This is a genomic window from Caldanaerobius fijiensis DSM 17918 (assembly GCF_900129075.1).
Taxonomy (GTDB): Bacteria; Bacillota; Thermoanaerobacteria; order Thermoanaerobacterales; family Caldanaerobiaceae; genus Caldanaerobius; species Caldanaerobius fijiensis.
Genome location: NZ_FQVH01000004.1, coordinates 33,127 through 51,793 on the forward strand (window position 1 = coordinate 33,127; position 18,667 = coordinate 51,793).

The window sequence follows — 18,667 nt, forward strand, 5'->3', positions numbered from 1 at the left end:
ATGGATAAAGAAAAAGAGAGCATCTCGTTTTTGAGACTGTGTAACCGTATCTTTCATGTATGGTATTAAGTGAAAGTTAAGGAGTGAACTTAGAAAATGGAGGTTGTAGATAATCTTAAAAAAATTTATAAATATGGTAGGGGTAAGAATTATCTGTTTTTATTGGCTTTGATATTAGCCGTATTTATGTCGGTACTGGGTGTAACAGTCGTAAAATATTCCCAGGAAATGATAGACTCAGCCTTGGGAAAAGAATTCTTAAATTTTGTATACGCCCTTAAAATTGGCGCTCTAATTTATATGCTGCGATCTTTTCTTGACTTTTTGCATTATATGATAGTTGTAAAATACATGCTGGGGCTTGATGTAGATATAAAGGCCGCCGTTTTTAAGTCTTTAATGTTTTCCACCAATAGAGCCTATTCAGTATATCACTCGGGCGAGCTGATAACCGTAATTGATAACGATATAGATAGGGCTATAATAGGTATCTTCGGCATTATTGATCAAATAATAACCAATATAACTCTCCTGGTGGTTTCAATCATTTACCTGGTGAGTTTAAACTGGATACTGACCTTTGTATGTCTTATATTTGCCTTGTCCACGTTGTTAATGGGCAGGATAGCAGATAGGCCTATATCGGCCTCATCAGAGAAAACTCAGGCCGCTCTTGCTGATGCCAACGCCTATTCACAGGATGTATTAATGAATGTGGATATAATAAAATCCTATACCTATACAGAAAAGGCTATGGAAAGATTTGCAGCGTACTGGAATAAATATTTAAAATATTACATGTACAACAGGCTTTTAAAGGCATTGTACGGTGTACTGACAGCATTTATTAACAGAGGGTTTTATATACTTCTCTACGCACTGGGAGGCATATATATAATCAAGGGTACCATCTCTGTAGGTATGTTCACCGCTTTTATTGTACTCAGCGAGAATATATCAGGTACCATGGAGAGGTTGTTTTCTTCGTGGACAGACCTCATAAAGGTAAACGTTTCTGCCCGGAGGTTCTTTGAAGCGCTAAATATACCACAGGAGCAAGATGATACCAGCAATTATAAAGATAGCGGCGCTGAGAGTGACCTTTTGAGATTTGACAATGTGTGGTTCGGATATTCCAGTGAAAAGCCTGTGCTCAAAGGGGTATCCTTTTCAGTAAAAGCCGGGGAAAAAGTAGCCATTGTAGGTCCCAGCGGTTCGGGCAAAAGCACTGTGTTAAGTCTGATACTTCGCTTTTATGAACCGGATAATGGCAACATATATTACAAAGGCAAGAATTTAAGAAATTATGATTACAAAGAGTTGAGGGATGAATTGGCTGTAGTGTTGCAGGATACCGCGGTATTTACAGGTACGATTATGGATAATTTAAAGCTTGTGAAACCTGACGCTACAGGAGAGGAAATAGATCGGGCCGTCAAGGCCGCCGGTCTGTATGATTTTATAATGAGCCTACCTCAAGGTTATCAGACAACCATAGGGGAAAAAGGTATGCAGCTATCGGGAGGACAGAGGCAAAGGCTTGGTATAGCCAGGGCTTTTTTAAAGGATGCGAAAGTAATTATGCTGGATGAAGCCACAGCGGCCCTTGACGCCAACGCCGAATATCAATTATATCAAGCCCTGAATAAGATCTCGGCTAACAAGGCGGTGATCGCCATATCCCACAGGCTTTCTTTTGTAAAAGATTATGACAGGATAATTGTTCTGCAGGACGGAAATATAGTGGAACAGGGTAGCCATATGCAACTTATCAATACTGACGGCCTTTACGCCCGAATGTATGGTTTAAATACCCTTGATGAAAATCTGGCCTAGGAGAGGTTGTTATGAAAAGAAGGAACTATTTAAGGATTTATATGCAATTATTCAAGATATCCAGCCCATGGTACGTTTTAATAATGTGTGCTTTGCTCCTATCCTTTCTTTTAACCTATGCAAACATCAGCATGGCCGATTATTCAAAAAAGGCAGTGGACTTTGCTGTGGGCAAAGATATGAATAAATTTACAAGAGAGTTGGCCCTTTTTATCTTTTTCTTTTTTCTAAGTATAATAATAGATTCAGCGCAGCAATACATTTTGGATCTATTTAATGCCAGGTCTGCTAACAAGATCCGGACAAAAATGATGGAAAGTTACCTTACATCAAAATACAAAGAAATATCCAAATATAGGACAGGGGATATAGAAAACAGGATTTTAAACGAAGCCACCAACGCTCCCGGTGTACTTTCGCATATTACCATAGGTTATATAACAAATGTAATTATAGCTATAGGTTCATTTATATATCTATACAGGATGAATACCATTCTTGCTCTCATAAGTCTTGGGGTAGGGCCTCTGCTCCTCACGGTAGGGACCATATTTGGCAGCAGGATGCGCAAAATCATAAATGAAAGAATGCAGGCTGAATCAGAAGCACTAAGCGATACCCAGGAGGCGCTGGCCAATTATAACTTCATAAAAGCTTATAACGTACAGCGTGATATAGTAAATAGAGTTAGATATAGATGGCAGCGGTTATTTGATTTCCAGTTTAAAATTGAACTAATAAACAGGTATAATGTTTTATCCTCTGCGTGGATAAAAGATTTGTCTAAAATCGCTTTATACGGAATCGGTGGATATTATATATATAAAAAGAGTATGACCCCGGGAACCCTTATAGCTTTTATACAGCTGAGCTCAAACATGATATCACCATTTTTGCAGATGTCCTATATGCTCACCAGTTTGGTAATGGCCATGGCATCTGCTGAAAGGGTCTTTGAGATAATAGGGCTGGAAAAGGAGACAGGCATAGTACAAAAGGCAAGTTATAAAGATGTTAAAGAAAAACAAAATGAATATATCTGGTTTTGCGGTGTGGATTTTAAGTATGATAAAGATATGGTGCTGAATGATCTATCCTTTAGTATTCAAAAAGGAGAAAAGGTATGTATTGTAGGGGAGAGCGGAATAGGTAAGAGTACAATTTTTAGGCTTCTTATGCGGTTTTACGATCCTTGCGAAGGAGTAATACTTTTACAGGGCAAAGATATAAGAGAGTATAATGTTGATGAGTTAAGAAGTAAAATAGCTTATGTCCACCAGGATACGGTGCTTTTTACAGGTACCATAAGGGATAACATCGTTTTGGGTAAGGAGGACGCTACAGAAGATGAGATATATGAAGCGGTGAAGGCAGCAGGACTTTATGAGTTTATATCAAGCCTTCCCGAGGGCCTTGACACCAGGGTAAGTGAAAGAGGCAGCTCCTTATCCGGAGGCCAGAAGCAGAGGATAAGCATAGCCAGAGCTCTATTAAAAGATGCACCGATAATATTATTAGACGAGGCTTTATCAGCTCTGGATGCAGAAACCGAAAAACACATCTTAATATCCCTCAAGAATTTGTATAAAGAAAAGACCATAATTTTGATAACCCATCGATTGTCCACAACCGCATACGCGGATAGAGTACTTGTAGTAGATGACGGTAAAATCGCAGAGCAGGGAAATTTTGAAGAACTTTTGGGGAAGCAGGGGACGTTTTACAAGCTTTACAATTCCAAGGTGAAAACGGAAAATGCCAACCGCGAAGCTGCGGTTTTTCGCTAAGCGAGAAGTTATTCTCTGCTTATTTTAATTATTCGTGTTCTTTTTGCTTTTATACCGGCGATGGAGACATGGATTATCGGTCAATTGGTCAACAAACTCATTTTAAATGCCGGTGTGGGGATACAGGGGTTTAAGGAGGTTGTATCCTGGGCAGTATTTCTAAGCCATATAAGGATTTTATTGATCTCATGCAAGGTAAAACAGGGATATTGATTTCACACAGATTGGGGTCAGCACGGATTGCCGATAGAATCCTGGTTTTAAGCGGAGGGAATATAGTGGAAAAAGGGGAGGTAAGACCACTTATACTAAGGCTATAGGACTGGTACAAATCCTTATGCAAGCAGGCCTTTTTATACCGGGATGTGAAGCACAAATAAGTCCGGTAGACAATGTGTATACTCATTTTCCAGTCGAAGAAACCTTCAATATAAAAGAAGGAAGATTGGCAGAAGAGTGCAAAAGACTTGCGGAGATATTTGAGAGCGCGACGAGGTACAGCCTTATACTTATGAATGAATCTTTTGTCAGTACCAGTCCCGGTGAAAGCCTTTATCTGGCAGAGGATATAGTGAAGGCGGTAAGATTATTAGGTGACAGGATGGTTTTTGCAACTCATCTCCACGAACTGGCCGCACGGGTAGATAAAATAAATGCAGATGTAGAAGGAGATAGTAAGCTGATAAGTATGGTAGCAGGACTAGAAAGGGGTATGGCGAAATCTAAAAGAACCTATAAAATCGTACCCAGTCCGCCTCAAGGGATGAGTTTTGCCAGGGATATTGCAGATTAATATGGGATAAGTTTTGAACAGATAAACGGTCTACTAAAAAAACGTGGATTGATATAAAATTCAGTAAGCAAATAGAAATTTGGGAAGGGGTACAAAAATTGATAATTAAAATATGCAAAAGCATATGCCGACTAGCTTAATATAAACATATTATTGCCCACCATTAATGCAACCTGGTGAGCAGTTTGGCATACAAGAATTAGAACATTGTGTACAAAGTGGTGTGATAATATTATCTTTATCGACTTTTTCTTTATCTGCTATAACATCATTTAATTTATTGCAGTTAATAGCATCTTTTAATTTATCTAAATTATCATAGTCCATAGATTACAACCTCCTATTTTTTTGATAAACTTCCGTTTGTTCCACCATTAACACAACCAGCTGAACAACCACCCTGGCAAGAATTACTGCAGGATGTACAGGTATCGCTATTACTTATGTATTCGTCTATTTTTGTATTATCTAAATTAGAATTATTTATTGATTTTTTGAGTTCTTCTAAACTCATACTGTATACCTCCTCCGTATAATATTATAATGGCATATGCTTTTACATAAATTTAAATAAATTCAATATAAATTATACCCTCATTATTTAACTCTTTTAGAAAGGCAATTTCATTAGCATCAAAATCCCTTAGGTTATAAAATCTATCATTTTTAATCGATTGCAAAAAAACAGTTTCTTGTTCATTCAATTTATATTTGCGAGCCCAAGTGGGATCTTTTATATATAAATAAATATCAGATCCTTTTTTTATTATTTCGTAATGCGTTAATAGTTTAATTTTAAACATATTGGGAAGAACATTCAGACTATCAACAATTTTAGAAACATAATATTTTGTTAACATCTTTGTAGTTTCATATGATATTTTATTTGCATCACCATAATCTTTATCAAATCTCTTTTTTAGAATTAATCCTTTATCGCTCAATGTGCATAAGGTTTTATCAGAATCAATAAATAAATTATTGATTGAATGCTTTATTTTCGCAAACTGATTTGGCAATCCAAAAAATTTGCTTCTTGCAACAGCATTTTCGCTAAATTTTAATTTCATGTTTTCATTGTTGAGCAATAATTTTATTTTTTCTATAGCCATATATCTATCTATATTAATACCATAAGGCGAAAATATGGTGTCGATCAAAAAGCCTGTTTGACCATCTATAACTGTATCTTTTATGCCACCGATTTTGGAACAAACCACAGGTGTTCCACAGGCCATGGCTTCGACTGGCACAAAACCAAAATTTTCTGTGGGATTTATTGATAAATCTAAAACTATATCCGATGCAGCATACAATGTAGCCAAATTTCGCTGTTGCTGAGGGCCTACATATATGACGTGATGACCTAAATTATATTGCTTTATAAGATATTTTACATAACTGAAATAACCTTTGCATTTAAAGTAATATGGTGCGGATATATCAGTGTCAACTGAACCAGCTAAACAAAGGAAAATATTCTTTTTTTCTTTAACTATATCAGCCAATATTTCTATTAGCGTATGAATATTTTTCTCTGGATGTATTCTCCCGCAATATGTTAATAAATAATTACCTTCTGGTATTCCTAAAGCCAATTTTGTTTTTCGAATAATATCGCTTTTTTTATCCATAGGCGAAAAAATGTTAGTATCTATTCCATACGGTATAATTTCTGTTTTTATCTCATTAAAAATATTTTTTAATATTTCCTCGTCAGCATTACATGAAACCCAAACAATATCGCTTTTTCGCAACATATTGGCATAGTGTACTAATCCTGTAGAAGCAACAGCACCTAACGCAACTAAAATAAATTTTGTTTTAAGATCAGATTTATTTCTTATATTTATGAGATCGTAAACAAAGTTTGTATTAGCAAAAACGACCATAATGTCTACAGATTTCAGGAATCTCTCATACTCTTCTAAATCAGGTTGACTTTCTACTTCATTTAAATCCATAATCTTGCAATTATAAAATGTTTTCATCGCTAAATAAAAACTTTCATATACGTTTATTATACTAGGATAAGAATATACTATTTTGTTTTTAAATAAAACTTTGGCGGGTAACAATATACCTACATTAATGTTGTATTTTTCTATATTATTATATTCAGGTGTCCATCTTTTTTTATCAATAGAAGTAAAAATATTTGCTCGAAAATCATTAATATTAAAAGTATCATTTTTACAGAAATCTTCGAGTAAATTATATGGTCCCAAATAAACCATTTATTATCTCTCCCCCAATTTAAACCTGTTACTTAAATTCTTACTTCTTCAGGAGCATAGGGGCAACCAGGTGCAGGAGCATATGCTGTTCCATAAGCTTTTAATGAATTTCTAAAACATCTTCCTAAACCCGCATGACAAATAAAAAATTCAAAACAATCATAACAAGCTGTTCCTATAAATTTATCTCTCGGAGGTATAAGTTGTTTTATAATTTCGTCAGAATTCCATATATCCATAAGTGTATTTTTCTTAACGTTGCCAACTATAAATTCAGGTTTTCTGGGCATTTCCTCGCATAGAGTCACTGAGCCCTCCGGATGTATAACAAATGATTCGTAGCCTGCTGTGCATTTAGATCTTTTCATGTATTCCTCTAATGTTTTATTATTATAATTGGTAAATCCACTGAATTTTATCTTTATTTTATTACATTTATTTTTATATTCTTCTATTATTTCCGATATCCTATCGCAATCATTTTTTGTAAGAAAATAACTGTCATCGTTCCTATATATACTTTTACCATATGGAGTAATTCTTAAAATCTCTATGTCATACTGGGACAATCCATATATAAGGTCTTTTACATAATCTTTATTAACAGAAGTTATGACACTATTTATTTGTACCTTAATATTCACTCTATTCAAATTTTTAATAGATTGTATCATGTGTGTAGCATAATTTGGAACACCAACTATTTTTTCAGCAACAAAATCGTTTAAAGTATCAATACTTAATTGGATTTTTTCGATTCCACTATCTTTTAACTTGATTGCTGTTTCCTCATCTATATATTTTTTGGTAGACAAAAATGGATATATATTATTTTCTTTTATTTTCTTTAATAAATCAAAAATGCCTTCATATGTCAGAGGATCCCCACCTGACAATGTAATATTTATAACACCTATTGACTTTGCCTCATCTAAAAGCGAGTGAATTCTTTCTTTAGTCAAAAGATCTTCTTGTTTAACAGGAGCTTTTTCAGCATAACAATATATACAATTGGTATAGCATTTATTAGTTAATAAGAAAATAAAACTTACTGGGGCACTCAACCGTCCAATTGTTAAATCGATTTCCTCTAAAGGAATTATAAAGTCTTCCGGGTTATAAGTTATATAGTGATAATATGGATTAAATTCGACAAAATATTGTCGAAATTCATTAAAAACGCTATCTACGACCGCTTGTGCCTTATTATAGTTTACATTAAATATATATGAATATATATTATAAACATCTTCAAAAGTATTCTTACCATTAAATAAAGATAATATTATAGCTTTAATAGGATCTATCGCTTTTCGTTCTACAGCACCAATTTCATCATTCATTCCATAAAATAAGATATATCCCTTTTCCTTCCTCATCCTCCATTTAGGATTTAATATAAACAACATATCACATCACCAAAAATTATTTTATGTAAAAATTTTGCTTTAATACTTTTACCACATAAAATTACTTTATAAAAACATAACATATATTGTTATATTTGTCAACTACAATAAAAAGATTGTGATACGTAATTTAAACTTTCTTGGAATCGATGTATTGTAAATTGCAGCTAAAAAATTCAATGGTAGAACAAATTCAAAATATAATGTATAATTATTTATAAATATCAGAGAGGTAAGGAGGGATATATTTGAATTACGATAAATATGTGGCACAGAGGGCCAAATCTATTGAGATTTCTACAATAAGGTATTTTTTTAATATGGTAAATGAAGTGGAAGGAGCTATATCGCTGTGCATAGGTGAACCTGATTTTACCACACCTAAACATATCGATGAAGCAGCGAAAAAAGCCCTTGATGAAGGAAAAACATTTTATACGCCCAATGCGGGTCTTTTAGAACTAAGGCAGGAGATATCCAGGTATCTAAAAAGGCGTTTTGATGTTACATATAAACCGGAGTCAGAGATTATTGTGACCATTGGAGCCAGCCAGGCTATAGATGTGGCGATCCGCACGCTGGTAGAAGAGGGCGATGAAGTGCTTATACCACAGCCTTCCTTTGTGGCTTACAAGCCTTGTGTCATATTGGCAGGTGGTAAGCCTGTTTATGTGCCAACATATCTTGAGGATGAATTTGTTTTAAGGCCCGATGTGCTGGAAAGGTATATAACTGATAAGAGTAAGGTTTTGATTTTACCGTATCCTAACAATCCTACAGGTGCGATAATGACCCGTGAACAACTGGAAGCTATCGCTGAAGTCGTGAAAAAACACGATCTTATTGTGGTGTCTGATGAGATATACAGTGAGCTTACATACGGAATTGATCATACATGTTTTGCCAGCATACCAGGTATGTGGGAGCGGACTGTCACGATAAATGGCTTTTCAAAAACCTATGCCATGACAGGATGGAGGTTAGGTTACATAGCAGCGCCAGAGGGAATGGCGAAACAGATGCTCAAAGTACATCAGTATAACGTGACCTGTGCTGCTACTATGGGGCAATACGCTGCTGTGGAGGCTTTGCGAAACGGCGACGATGACATAAAGATCATGTTAGCTGAATACGATAGAAGGAGGAGATATTTATTAGATAGCTTGAGGGACATGGGCTTTGAGTGTTTTGAGCCCAAGGGTGCCTTTTATGTGTTTCCGTCTATAGAAAAAACCGGCCTTACCTCAGAAGAATTTGCCACGAGGCTCTTGCATGAAGCGAAAGTAGCAGTTGTGCCTGGCAGCGCTTTTGGGGAAAATGGACAGGGTTGTGTGAGAATGGCATATGCCACATCAATGGAAAATCTTCAGGAAGCTGTAAGAAGAATCAAAACGTTTATGGATAAATTAAAGAAGGATACCGTCATTTAGCGGTATCCTTTCCCTTGCATTGAGGACAGTAGCCGTAGAAATAAAGCTTTTGATTTTTGATATCGTAATCAGTTAACTTGTTGACTTTTTCTATCAAGTCGTCAAAATCAGCATCCTCCAGATCATCAACCCTGTGGCATTTATAACATATGACATGGGGATGCGATGCTACGTTGGCATCATATCTAAAACTTCCTTCTCCTACATTGAGTTCCTGTACCAGATTTAGTTTTTTTAACATATCTACGGTTTTATACACTGTGGCAAGGCTCATGGTCGGGAAGTTATCCTTTAAACTATTGTATATCATGTCAATGCTCGGGTGTGATTTAGTGTTTTTTAACATATCGTATATTGCCAGCCTCTGTGGTGTAACTTTAAAACCCTTTTCTTTTAATATAATCGAGAGATCTTCTATCGACATACGAATCTTCCTTTAATAGTAATTATTAATAAACATATACTTTACGTGATAATATTATATGCAAAAAAAGTTTTTTTGTCAATTGACCGCAATAGTTTTTTATTTTAAAATAAAAAAAGCAAGAGAAAAAGAGGTGTTTTGATGAGATACAGGTTGATAGCAATGGATATGGATGGAACTTTTCTAAATAGTCAAAGCATGCCTATAGAAAGAAACATACAGGCGCTAAAAAAGGCAAAAGAAAAAGGTGCTGTTATTGCTTTTGCTTCAGGGAGGATTTATCCGGCTATAAATGAATACGTCAGGATGTTTGGCGATGATGTAGCTGTTATAGCGTGTAACGGTGCTCTTGTTTACAAATCGGCTAAAGATGGCATTATATACAGGAGTTATATGCCCTATGAGGAAGTCATAAAGTTGCTGGAGATAGCGCGGGAATATAAATTGTACTATCACTTTTTCACTGAGGATAGGCTTTTTACAGTACAGTTAAAGTATGGTTCTCTATTGTATAAGACCTGGAACGACAGATTACCACCGCAGGAGAGGATGATGATAGAAATTATAGATGATCCTTATGAAGTAATTTCTCAATATAAAGATAATCTGGTTAAATTTGTGGTAAGTGATGATGATACGGATTTTCTGGACAATGTGGTAAGAAAAAGGATAGAGGAAAGTGGTGATTTCGAAGTAACTAAATCGGCCAAAAACAATCTTGAGATAATGGTTAAAGGGGTGAGCAAGGGGAGGGGGCTTGAGATTTTGTCAAAATATCTCGACATACCTAAGGAGCAGATAATAGCGGTTGGCGATAGTTTAAACGATATATCTATGATTAGATATGCAGGATTGGGAGTAGCTATGGGAAACGCTGACGAGAGGGTTATACCGTGGGCTGATTATATAGCGCCGACCAATGATGAAGGCGGAATAGCTCACGTGGTAGAAAAATTTATGTTGAGTTAATGGGAGAGTATTTATGGATAAAGTATCGATTGTAAAATGTCAGGATTATGACCAGAAAAATGTAGACCTGGCGGTGGCGCAAGCCGTTGAACTCCTTGGTGGAATAGAAAATTACGTCAAAAAAGACAGCCGCGTATTTCTAAAAGTAAATCTGCTTAAAAAGAATTCGCCTGACGACGCGGTGACGACCCATCCTTCGGTGGTAGAAGCGGTAGTTAAATTGGTGCAAAAAGCCGGTGCGACACCGATAATCGGTGATAGTCCCGGTGGGCCTTTTAGTGAAAGGTTACTTCGTTCCATATACAGTGCGACAGGTATGTCTGATGTTGCCAAAAGGACAGGGACATTGCTCAACTATGATACAGGTGAAATCACGGAGAAGATTCCCGACGGGAAGATCATAAAGCAAGTAACGCTGATGAAAGCGATCAGGGATTGTGATGCAATTATTTCTCTGCCTAAATTGAAGACCCATGGCATGATGGTGTATACCGGAGCTGTAAAAAACTTATTTGGCTTTATACCGGGAATGGTCAAAGCTGGATATCATCTAAATATGCCTAATGTAAAGGATTTTTCGCAGGTTTTAATAGATCTGAGTTTACATATAAAGCCATCCCTGTCTATAATGGATGCTGTGGTTGGTATGGAAGGCAATGGTCCTTCAGCGGGCAAGCCCCGCAAAGTAGGGCTTATTATAGCATCACCCAGCGCTTTTGCACTGGATACAATTGCTATATCTGTTATTGGATTAAAACCTGACGAAGTTCCAACTGTAGCAAGGGCTAACGGAATGGGATTGGGCCTTAAGGAAAACATAGAGGTTATTGGGTGCTCTGTAAAAGATGTCGCAGTTGAAGATTTTGATGTGCCTGGATTGAGGGGATTCGCTTTAATGGATAGGATTCCTCCTTTTGTCTTAAAGTATCTGAACAAACATGTAAAGCCCCGTCCTCAGTTTAACTATAATAGTTGCAAGGGTTGCGGTGTTTGTGTGTCCAATTGTCCTCCTGGAGCATTATCCATGTTAAACAAAAAGCCTGTTGTGGATCTCGATAAATGCATTCGATGTTTTTGCTGTCAGGAATTATGCCCTCATAGAGCTGTAGAGATAAGGCAACCTTTTATATCCCGTTTTATGTTCAGGCGATAAATTTAAGGATGGAGGTTTTTTTATGAATAATAAAAAAATATACCTCATAGGCAATGCCCATATTGATCCAGTATGGTTGTGGAGATGGCAGGAAGGATTCGCAGAGGTCAAAGCTACGTTTCGCTCAGCCCTGGACAGAATGAATGAATTTCCGGAATTCGTTTTCACCAGCGCCTGTGCAGCATATTATAAATGGGTTGAAGAAAATGCGCCGGAGATGTTTGAAGAGATAAAAAAGCGAGTAAAAGAAGGTCGTTGGGCTATTGTAGGGGGATGGTGGATTCAGCCGGATTGTAATATACCTTCAGGAGAATCTTTTGTGCGCCATGCCCTGTACAGTCAGAGGTATTTTCTTGAGAAATTTGGCGTAATGGCAAAGGTAGGCTATAATGTGGATTCTTTTGGGCATAACGGCATGTTGCCTCAGATCCTTAAAAAGAGCGGTATGGATTATTATGTGTTTATGAGGCCGGGCAATCATGAAAACAGCCGTGTACCGGGAAATCTGTTCTGGTGGGAGAGTCCAGATGGCAGTCGCGTTATGGCGTACAGGATACCCACAGGCTATGGTACATCATGGGGTGAAATTGATAAAAAAATAGAGGATACGATGAGAATAGCTGAAGAACAAGGAATAGATCTAATGGCTTTTTATGGGGTGGGGAACCACGGCGGTGGACCTACTGTCAAAAACCTTGAATCCATAAAGCGCTTGAAAGAGGAGCGATACGGCGATGCCCTGATAATGAGCTCACCTGATGAGTATTTTGAGGCCATGAGCGAAAGGTGTGTGGATCTGCCTGTTTACAGAGATGATCTGCAGCATCACGCCAGTGGTTGTTATTCTACCGTCTCAGAGATAAAGGCCAACAATCGCAGAGCAGAACATGCGTTGCTGGTGGCAGAAAAATTTGCTACCATAGCATACAATCTGGTGGATTTGCCCTATGATGGTAAGAGAATTCAAAGAGCGTGGGAAAAGGTTATGTTCAATCAGTTCCACGACATAATGGGAGGTTGTAGCATAAAAGATGCTTATACCGATGCCAGGGATTTTCACGGCGAAGCCCTTTACACGGCAGCTGATGTCTTAAACAGTGCGTTACAGAAAATGTCATGGGCTGTAGATACCATGGGTGATATAGAAAAGGTGAGAAGCAAAGAGAAGGATTGGTCGCTGTGGGAATATGATGACTGTGGTACACCGGTAGTGGTCTTTAATCCTCATTCGTGGAAAGTCAAAGCACCTGTAATAATAAACAGGCTGGTTAAGGGTGTAACTGATGATAGAGGCAATCCTGTGGCGTTACAGAAGATAAGAGGGCCGCAGACCAATGGCAGAGATGACAAATGGAATACGTTATTTGTAGCTGATGTTCCAGCGATGGGCTACAGGGTATACTGGTTATATCTAAATAAAGAATTTGAAGTAAATAGCAAAGGATCTCTGGTTGCTGACGACACGTCATTAGAAAATGATTATATCAGATTGGAGATTGAACCACATACGGGCTATATAAGGAGGTTGTACGACAAAAAGAATAACGTCGAAATTTTATCGGATAAAGGTGCTGTTCCTGTGGTGATAGATATAAACCATTGCGATACATGGGCTCATGGGGTTTTTGAATTCAGAGATGAAATAGCAAGATTCTCTGATGCAAAAGTCAAGCTCATAGAAAATGGACCTATAAGGGCTAAATTAAGAGTCATAAACAAATACAACGACTCTATTTTAAGACAGGATTTCATCCTGTACAGGCACAAGCCTGACATAGAGGTAGAAGTCAAACTGGATTGGCGGGAAAAGCACAAAATGTTGAAACTATCATTCCCTGTTAATGTTTTAAAGCCAAAGGCCACCTATGAGATTCCCTATGGATTTATTGAAAGGCCTGTAAATGGTGAGGAAGAACCCGGACAGCAATGGATAGACTTAACAGGCGAACAAGAAGGTATGGTATATGGCCTTGCGCTGTTAAATAATAGCAAGTACAGTTTTGATATTAAGGATAATGATATGAGGATGACTGTAGTCAACGGTTCTATATACGCCGATCATTTTGGAGTCAGGGATGAATTTTGCGAGTTTATGGATCAGGGAATACAGGAATTCAGGTATGCTTTGATTCCGCACAAAGGAACGTGGCAAGATAGCTTTATTCCCAGAAAGGCATATGAATTCAACGTAAAACTTATGCATGTTCAGGAGACATATCACAGAGGGCCTTTACCACAGAAAATGGAAGGCATAAAGATATCGAAAGATAATGTCATAGCTACGGTATTTAAAAAAGCAGAAGATGGCAACGGCTATATATTGCGCTGCTATGAGACTAATGGAGTAAACTCTGATGTGGAAATAGAGGTACCTGCGCTTAAACGCAAATGGAAAGCCACTTTTGGAAAATGTGAAATAAAGACGTTTAGGATCCCTGAAGATAACGAGAAAGAAATAACGGAATGCAATTTAATAGAGTTTTAGAAATCTATAAAATAACCCTTTTTAAGGGTTATTTTTTTGTATAAAAAAGGCAATATTTCAAATACTAAAATTGATATAAATATGGGAGTGATAAAGTGGGGGTGATAAAGTGGCGACAATTAACAGGTTATATGATAAAAAATTGCGCAAATTAAAACTAATAGAAAACAATCTATCAAATATAATTGGCAGAAAAATAAATAACCTTGAGCAGCATGATAATAAAATTTTAAAGCTGGAATTTGACGATGGAAGCACTTTAAATATCACATTAGATGACGATGGCCACATCAATTATTTGTTTAAAAAGAGTATAGAAGGTGATGGCATTGGAACAGGATATGATGAATACTATTAAAGATCAGGTTATTGGCAAGACCGTCATAGGTATTAAGTTTTCCGATGATAGGTTTTTAAACATATATTTTGAAGATCACACCCATGTAAAGATCAAGGCGTATAAAGACGACTTATCTGGAACAGATATAAATATCAAATATTCTGATGAGGAGGAATAAAATGAAAATACTCATGTTATCCTGGGAATATCCACCGCGGATTGTAGGTGGTCTCTCAAGACATGTTCAGGACCTTTCCAGAGTTTTGTCACAACAAAATGAAGTCCACGTATTATCCGTAAGGGATGAAAATTTGCCTGAGTTTGAGGTAGATGAAAATGTGTATGTACATAGGGTGATCCCTTATAATATTCAAACAGAGAATTTCAATTTATGGGTTACTCATATGAATATGGCTATGATGGAGGAAGGAACACGGCTTTTTAGAAACGTTGATTTTGATATAATTCACGCCCATGATTGGCTGGTAGCGTATGCAGCTCGCTTTTTTAAAAATATTTACAGGATTCCACTTCTATCTACCATCCACGCGACGGAATTTGGCAGAAACAGGGGACTTTACAATGACTCTCAGAGGTATATAAGCAATGTGGAGTGGTTTTTAACGTATGAATCGTGGAAGGTGATCTGCTGCAGCAGGTATATGATGAATGAGCTTAAGTACATTTTTAATATTCCTCCTGATAAGATAAGGGTTATACCCAATGGAGTAAGAATTGACGAATTTGAAAGGGGTTATTATGACGAGATATTTAGAGCCAGATATGCACGTCCCAATGAGAAGATAATCTTTTTTATAGGTCGCCTTGTCCATGAAAAAGGTCTTGACATCCTGATAGAAGCAATGCCTATAGTACTTAATCAATATGCAGATGTTAAGTTGGTAGTAGCTGGGACGGGGCCTAAAGAAGAAGATTATAAAAGAAAGGTTTCCAATATGGGACTTGGTAATAAGGTACTTTTTACAGGGTACATTGATGACGAAACCCGCGTAAAGCTTTATAACAATGTGGATATAGCGGTATTTCCTAGTTTATATGAACCCTTTGGTATTGTGGCTCTCGAGGCGATGGCAGCAAAAGTTCCCGTAATAGTGTCAGACGTGGGTGGATTTAAAGAGATCATTGATCAGGGTTATGATGGAATCAAAGTACAGCCTGAAAATCCGCAAGAGCTGGCCAGCGCGATTTTAAAACTGCTTTTTGATGAGGAATACGCCAAGCTTCTTTATAAGCGTGCATATGCAAAGGTTAAAAAGGATTATAAGTGGGAGGATATCGGTAAAAGGACAATGGATGTCTATAACGAAATCTTACTGGAATTTGCTACATCTCCATGGTACAAGGAAAACCGCAAACCCATTCCTGAAAAAATAGGAAATAGAGAGGAGGGTATAATATGAAAGCCGTTGTTATGGCAGGGGGTATAGGTAGCAGGTTGAAGCCATTGACGTGTAATATCCCTAAGCCATTGGTTCCAGTTGCTAATAGACCGGTAATGGAGTACACGGTAGAACTACTCAAAAAATATGGTATTACTGATATATGCGCTACACTTCAGTACCTGCCAAATACTATAAAGGAGCATTTTGGTGATGGTAAGTGCTTTGGAGTAAATATGAGGTATTATATAGAAGATGAACCGCTGGGAACGGCAGGCAGCGTCAAAAATGCGGAAGATTTTTTGGATGAACCTTTTATCGTCATAAGCGGCGATGTGTTGACGGATTTTCGGCTGGATAAAGCATTGGAATTTCATAGGAGCAAAGGCGCGTTGGTCACTATAGTGCTTACAAGGGTTGCAGTGCCTTTGGAATACGGCGTGGTGATAACCGATGACACGGGTAAGATTATAAGATTTTTGGAAAAACCATCCTGGAGCGAGGTATTTAGCGACACGGTGAATACCGGCATTTATATTCTACAGCCTGAGGTGTTGGATTATATAAAAAAAGGACAGGTCTTTGATTTCAGCAAGGATTTCTTCCCTATGTTACTACGTGAAAATAAACCTATATATGGATACATCGCAGAGGGTTATTGGTGCGATATAGGAAATATTCAAGAATATATGAATTGTCATCGAGATATATTGAACGGCCGCATAAGGGTAAATCTAAGAGAAAAACCATTTAAACCTAATATATGGATGGGCAACAACGTAAAAATCGGTGAAAATACTTCTATAAGTGATTATGTCATAATAGGGGATAATGTCAGAATAGGAAAAAATGTTTTTATAGATAGCGGTACAGTCATTGGAGATGATGTTGTTATTGAAGACAATGCTACTATAAAGAGAAGTATTATATGGAAAAACTCTTATGTAGGCAAAAATAGTGAGATAAGAGCTGCTGTAGTATGCCATAGAGTGCAGTTAAAAAATAGGGTATGTATTTTTGAGAACAGCGTCATTGGCGATGATACCTTGATTAAAGAAGGTAGCATAATAAAACCTGATGTAAAAATATGGCCACAGAAGATGATTGATGCTGAAAGTATTGTGTCCAGTGATGTAATATGGGGTACGCGATATAAGAAAAATATCTTTGGGTATGATGGAGCATCCGGTCACGTAAATGTGGACATGACTCCAGAGTTTTGTGCGCGATTGGGAGCAGTGATACCCTGTATCATAAAAGGTAAAATAGGAGTAAGCTGTGATGATTCTGTGCAATCAAAGATGTTAAAAATGGCTTTGATCTCTGGTTTGATGTCGGCCGGTGCCCATATCTATGATTTTGGAACGTTGATATTACCTATGGCTCGTGCTGCCGTAAAAGATTATAGACTGGGTGGATCTGTACACGTAAAGCGCATTGAAGATAGTGAAGTATCGGTCATAAACATATTAGATAGCAAAGGGTGTAATATAGACAAAGGCATGGAGCGAAAATTGGAAAATGTTCTCTCTCAAGGTGATTTTAAAAGGTGTATTGTAGGCGAGATTACGGATGTGGAAATGATACCTGACTACGATAAAGTATATATGATAAAATTATTGAATAATATTGACACATACAGCCTGCGAAAGAGACATTTTACTGTAAGTTTTAATACACCATCTGATTACATGAAGCGGATACTTAATACTATTTTAAATTACTGTGGATGTAAAATACAGGCTATAGGAGAGATTGACTTTTATATAGACAATAATGGAGAAACGCTGGGACTTAAAGGACCTGGAGGAAAGATTATTCCCGAAGAAACAATGATAGCTTTGAGATCATATTTGATGATTCAAAGCGATAGCCCCGAGCCTGTGGTGATTCCTATTAATAGCCCTGATGCTATTTCTGATATGGTGAAAGCTGGCAACAAGCAGGTGATTTACACTAAAACGGCTTTACAGGAGCGGATGGGGAAAATAGCAGAAAGTACGGGGAATTCCGGTGGCATTACACAGTTTGACCTCAATTTTGATGCTATAAGTTTTTTAGTGAAAATATTAGAGATACTGGCAAAGGAAAAGATCACGCTTGAGGAACTTTTGAATAGGTTGCCTAATTTTTATTATGATAAAGAGATTGTACCCTGTAGCTGGGATGCAAAGGGACGTATTATAAGAAGCCTTATCGAGGAAGCCAATAAGGATGATGAAGTTTTAGAAGGAGCAAAAATAAAGCACGATAAAGGATGGGCGATGGTACTCCCGGATCCTGAACAACCAGCATGTAGAGTATATGCCCAGGGTTATACCGAGGAATACGCCAGAGAGCTTACAGATATGTATGTAAAAAAGATAAAATCTATAGATGGAAAATAGAAATAAACTCAAAGTTC

At 37.1% G+C, this 18,667-nt stretch carries 15 protein-coding genes and 1 pseudogene; 11 read left to right on the forward strand and 5 right to left on the reverse strand.

Annotated elements, in window-relative coordinates:
• Positions 1–96 precede the first annotated feature (96 nt).
• The 3 genes and pseudogenes from BUB87_RS03035 to BUB87_RS03045 form a co-directional block, all read left to right on the forward strand.
• Positions 97–1,836, forward strand: a complete 1,740-nt coding sequence (locus tag BUB87_RS03035) for an ABC transporter ATP-binding protein (RefSeq protein WP_073341679.1) — start codon at positions 97–99, stop codon at positions 1,834–1,836.
• Between the two features lie 11 nt (positions 1,837–1,847).
• The gene (locus tag BUB87_RS03040; protein ID WP_073341681.1) at positions 1,848–3,623 is read left to right on the forward strand and encodes an ABC transporter ATP-binding protein; all 1,776 of its coding nucleotides are present in this window, start codon (positions 1,848–1,850) and stop codon (positions 3,621–3,623) included.
• A 301-nt stretch (positions 3,624–3,924) separates the two neighbouring features.
• A pseudogene (locus tag BUB87_RS03045) lies at positions 3,925–4,416 on the forward strand (MutS-related protein); the annotation flags it as partial.
• Positions 4,417–4,566: 150 nt separating this feature from the next.
• Here the strand turns inward: BUB87_RS03045 and BUB87_RS14325 are convergent.
• Genes BUB87_RS14325 through BUB87_RS03055 form a run of 4 tightly spaced genes read right to left on the reverse strand, consistent with a single transcriptional unit; the run spans position 4,567 to position 8,032 of the window.
• Positions 4,567–4,743, reverse strand: coding sequence for a hypothetical protein (locus BUB87_RS14325; protein WP_159432357.1), 177 nt, complete (start codon positions 4,741–4,743; stop codon positions 4,567–4,569).
• A gap of 13 nt (positions 4,744–4,756) precedes the next feature.
• The gene (locus BUB87_RS14330) at positions 4,757–4,930 is read right to left on the reverse strand and encodes a hypothetical protein (RefSeq protein WP_159432358.1); all 174 of its coding nucleotides are present in this window, start codon (positions 4,928–4,930) and stop codon (positions 4,757–4,759) included.
• 52 nt (positions 4,931–4,982) lie between these two features.
• The gene (locus BUB87_RS14940; protein ID WP_073341684.1) at positions 4,983–6,653 is read right to left on the reverse strand and encodes a glycosyltransferase family 4 protein; all 1,671 of its coding nucleotides are present in this window, start codon (positions 6,651–6,653) and stop codon (positions 4,983–4,985) included.
• 32 nt (positions 6,654–6,685) lie between these two features.
• The gene (locus BUB87_RS03055) at positions 6,686–8,032 is read right to left on the reverse strand and encodes a radical SAM/SPASM domain-containing protein (RefSeq protein ID WP_159432359.1); all 1,347 of its coding nucleotides are present in this window, start codon (positions 8,030–8,032) and stop codon (positions 6,686–6,688) included.
• Positions 8,033–8,310: 278 nt separating this feature from the next.
• Here BUB87_RS03055 and BUB87_RS03060 point away from each other — a divergent pair, with 278 nt between their 5' ends.
• Complete coding sequence (locus BUB87_RS03060; RefSeq protein ID WP_073341687.1) at positions 8,311–9,492, forward strand: pyridoxal phosphate-dependent aminotransferase; 1,182 nt, start codon at positions 8,311–8,313, stop codon at positions 9,490–9,492.
• On the opposite strand, the gene BUB87_RS03065 is transcribed toward BUB87_RS03060, so the two are convergent.
• Positions 9,485–9,910: a transcriptional regulator PerR gene (locus BUB87_RS03065; RefSeq protein WP_073341799.1), complete on the reverse strand. Its 426-nt coding sequence runs from the start codon at positions 9,908–9,910 to the stop codon at positions 9,485–9,487. The two genes, BUB87_RS03060 and BUB87_RS03065, sit on opposite strands and share 8 nt — an antisense overlap.
• 147 nt (positions 9,911–10,057) lie before the next feature.
• On the opposite strand from BUB87_RS03065, the gene BUB87_RS03070 reads away from it, so the two are divergent.
• From BUB87_RS03070 to BUB87_RS03100, 7 genes are all read left to right on the forward strand, one after another.
• A complete protein-coding gene (locus tag BUB87_RS03070; RefSeq protein ID WP_073341689.1) occupies positions 10,058–10,885 on the forward strand; it encodes a Cof-type HAD-IIB family hydrolase in 828 nt (275 codons plus the stop codon).
• A 13-nt stretch (positions 10,886–10,898) separates the two neighbouring features.
• The gene (locus BUB87_RS03075; RefSeq protein ID WP_073341691.1) at positions 10,899–12,038 is read left to right on the forward strand and encodes a DUF362 domain-containing protein; all 1,140 of its coding nucleotides are present in this window, start codon (positions 10,899–10,901) and stop codon (positions 12,036–12,038) included.
• A gap of 22 nt (positions 12,039–12,060) precedes the next feature.
• Positions 12,061–14,523, forward strand: a complete 2,463-nt coding sequence (locus BUB87_RS03080; RefSeq protein ID WP_073341692.1) for an alpha-mannosidase — start codon at positions 12,061–12,063, stop codon at positions 14,521–14,523.
• A 109-nt stretch (positions 14,524–14,632) separates the two neighbouring features.
• On the forward strand, positions 14,633–14,881 hold the full coding sequence (locus BUB87_RS03085) for a hypothetical protein (protein ID WP_073341694.1): 249 nt from the start codon (positions 14,633–14,635) through the stop codon (positions 14,879–14,881).
• Positions 14,847–15,041: a hypothetical protein gene (locus tag BUB87_RS14335; protein WP_159432360.1), complete on the forward strand. Its 195-nt coding sequence runs from the start codon at positions 14,847–14,849 to the stop codon at positions 15,039–15,041. Before BUB87_RS03085 ends, BUB87_RS14335 begins: the two co-directional genes overlap by 35 nt.
• Position 15,042: 1 nt before the next feature.
• The gene (locus tag BUB87_RS03095; RefSeq protein ID WP_084110831.1) at positions 15,043–16,284 is read left to right on the forward strand and encodes a glycosyltransferase family 4 protein; all 1,242 of its coding nucleotides are present in this window, start codon (positions 15,043–15,045) and stop codon (positions 16,282–16,284) included.
• Positions 16,281–18,650, forward strand: coding sequence for a sugar phosphate nucleotidyltransferase (locus BUB87_RS03100; protein WP_073341699.1), 2,370 nt, complete (start codon positions 16,281–16,283; stop codon positions 18,648–18,650). Before BUB87_RS03095 ends, BUB87_RS03100 begins: the two co-directional genes overlap by 4 nt.
• The last annotated feature ends 17 nt before the right edge of the window (positions 18,651–18,667 follow it).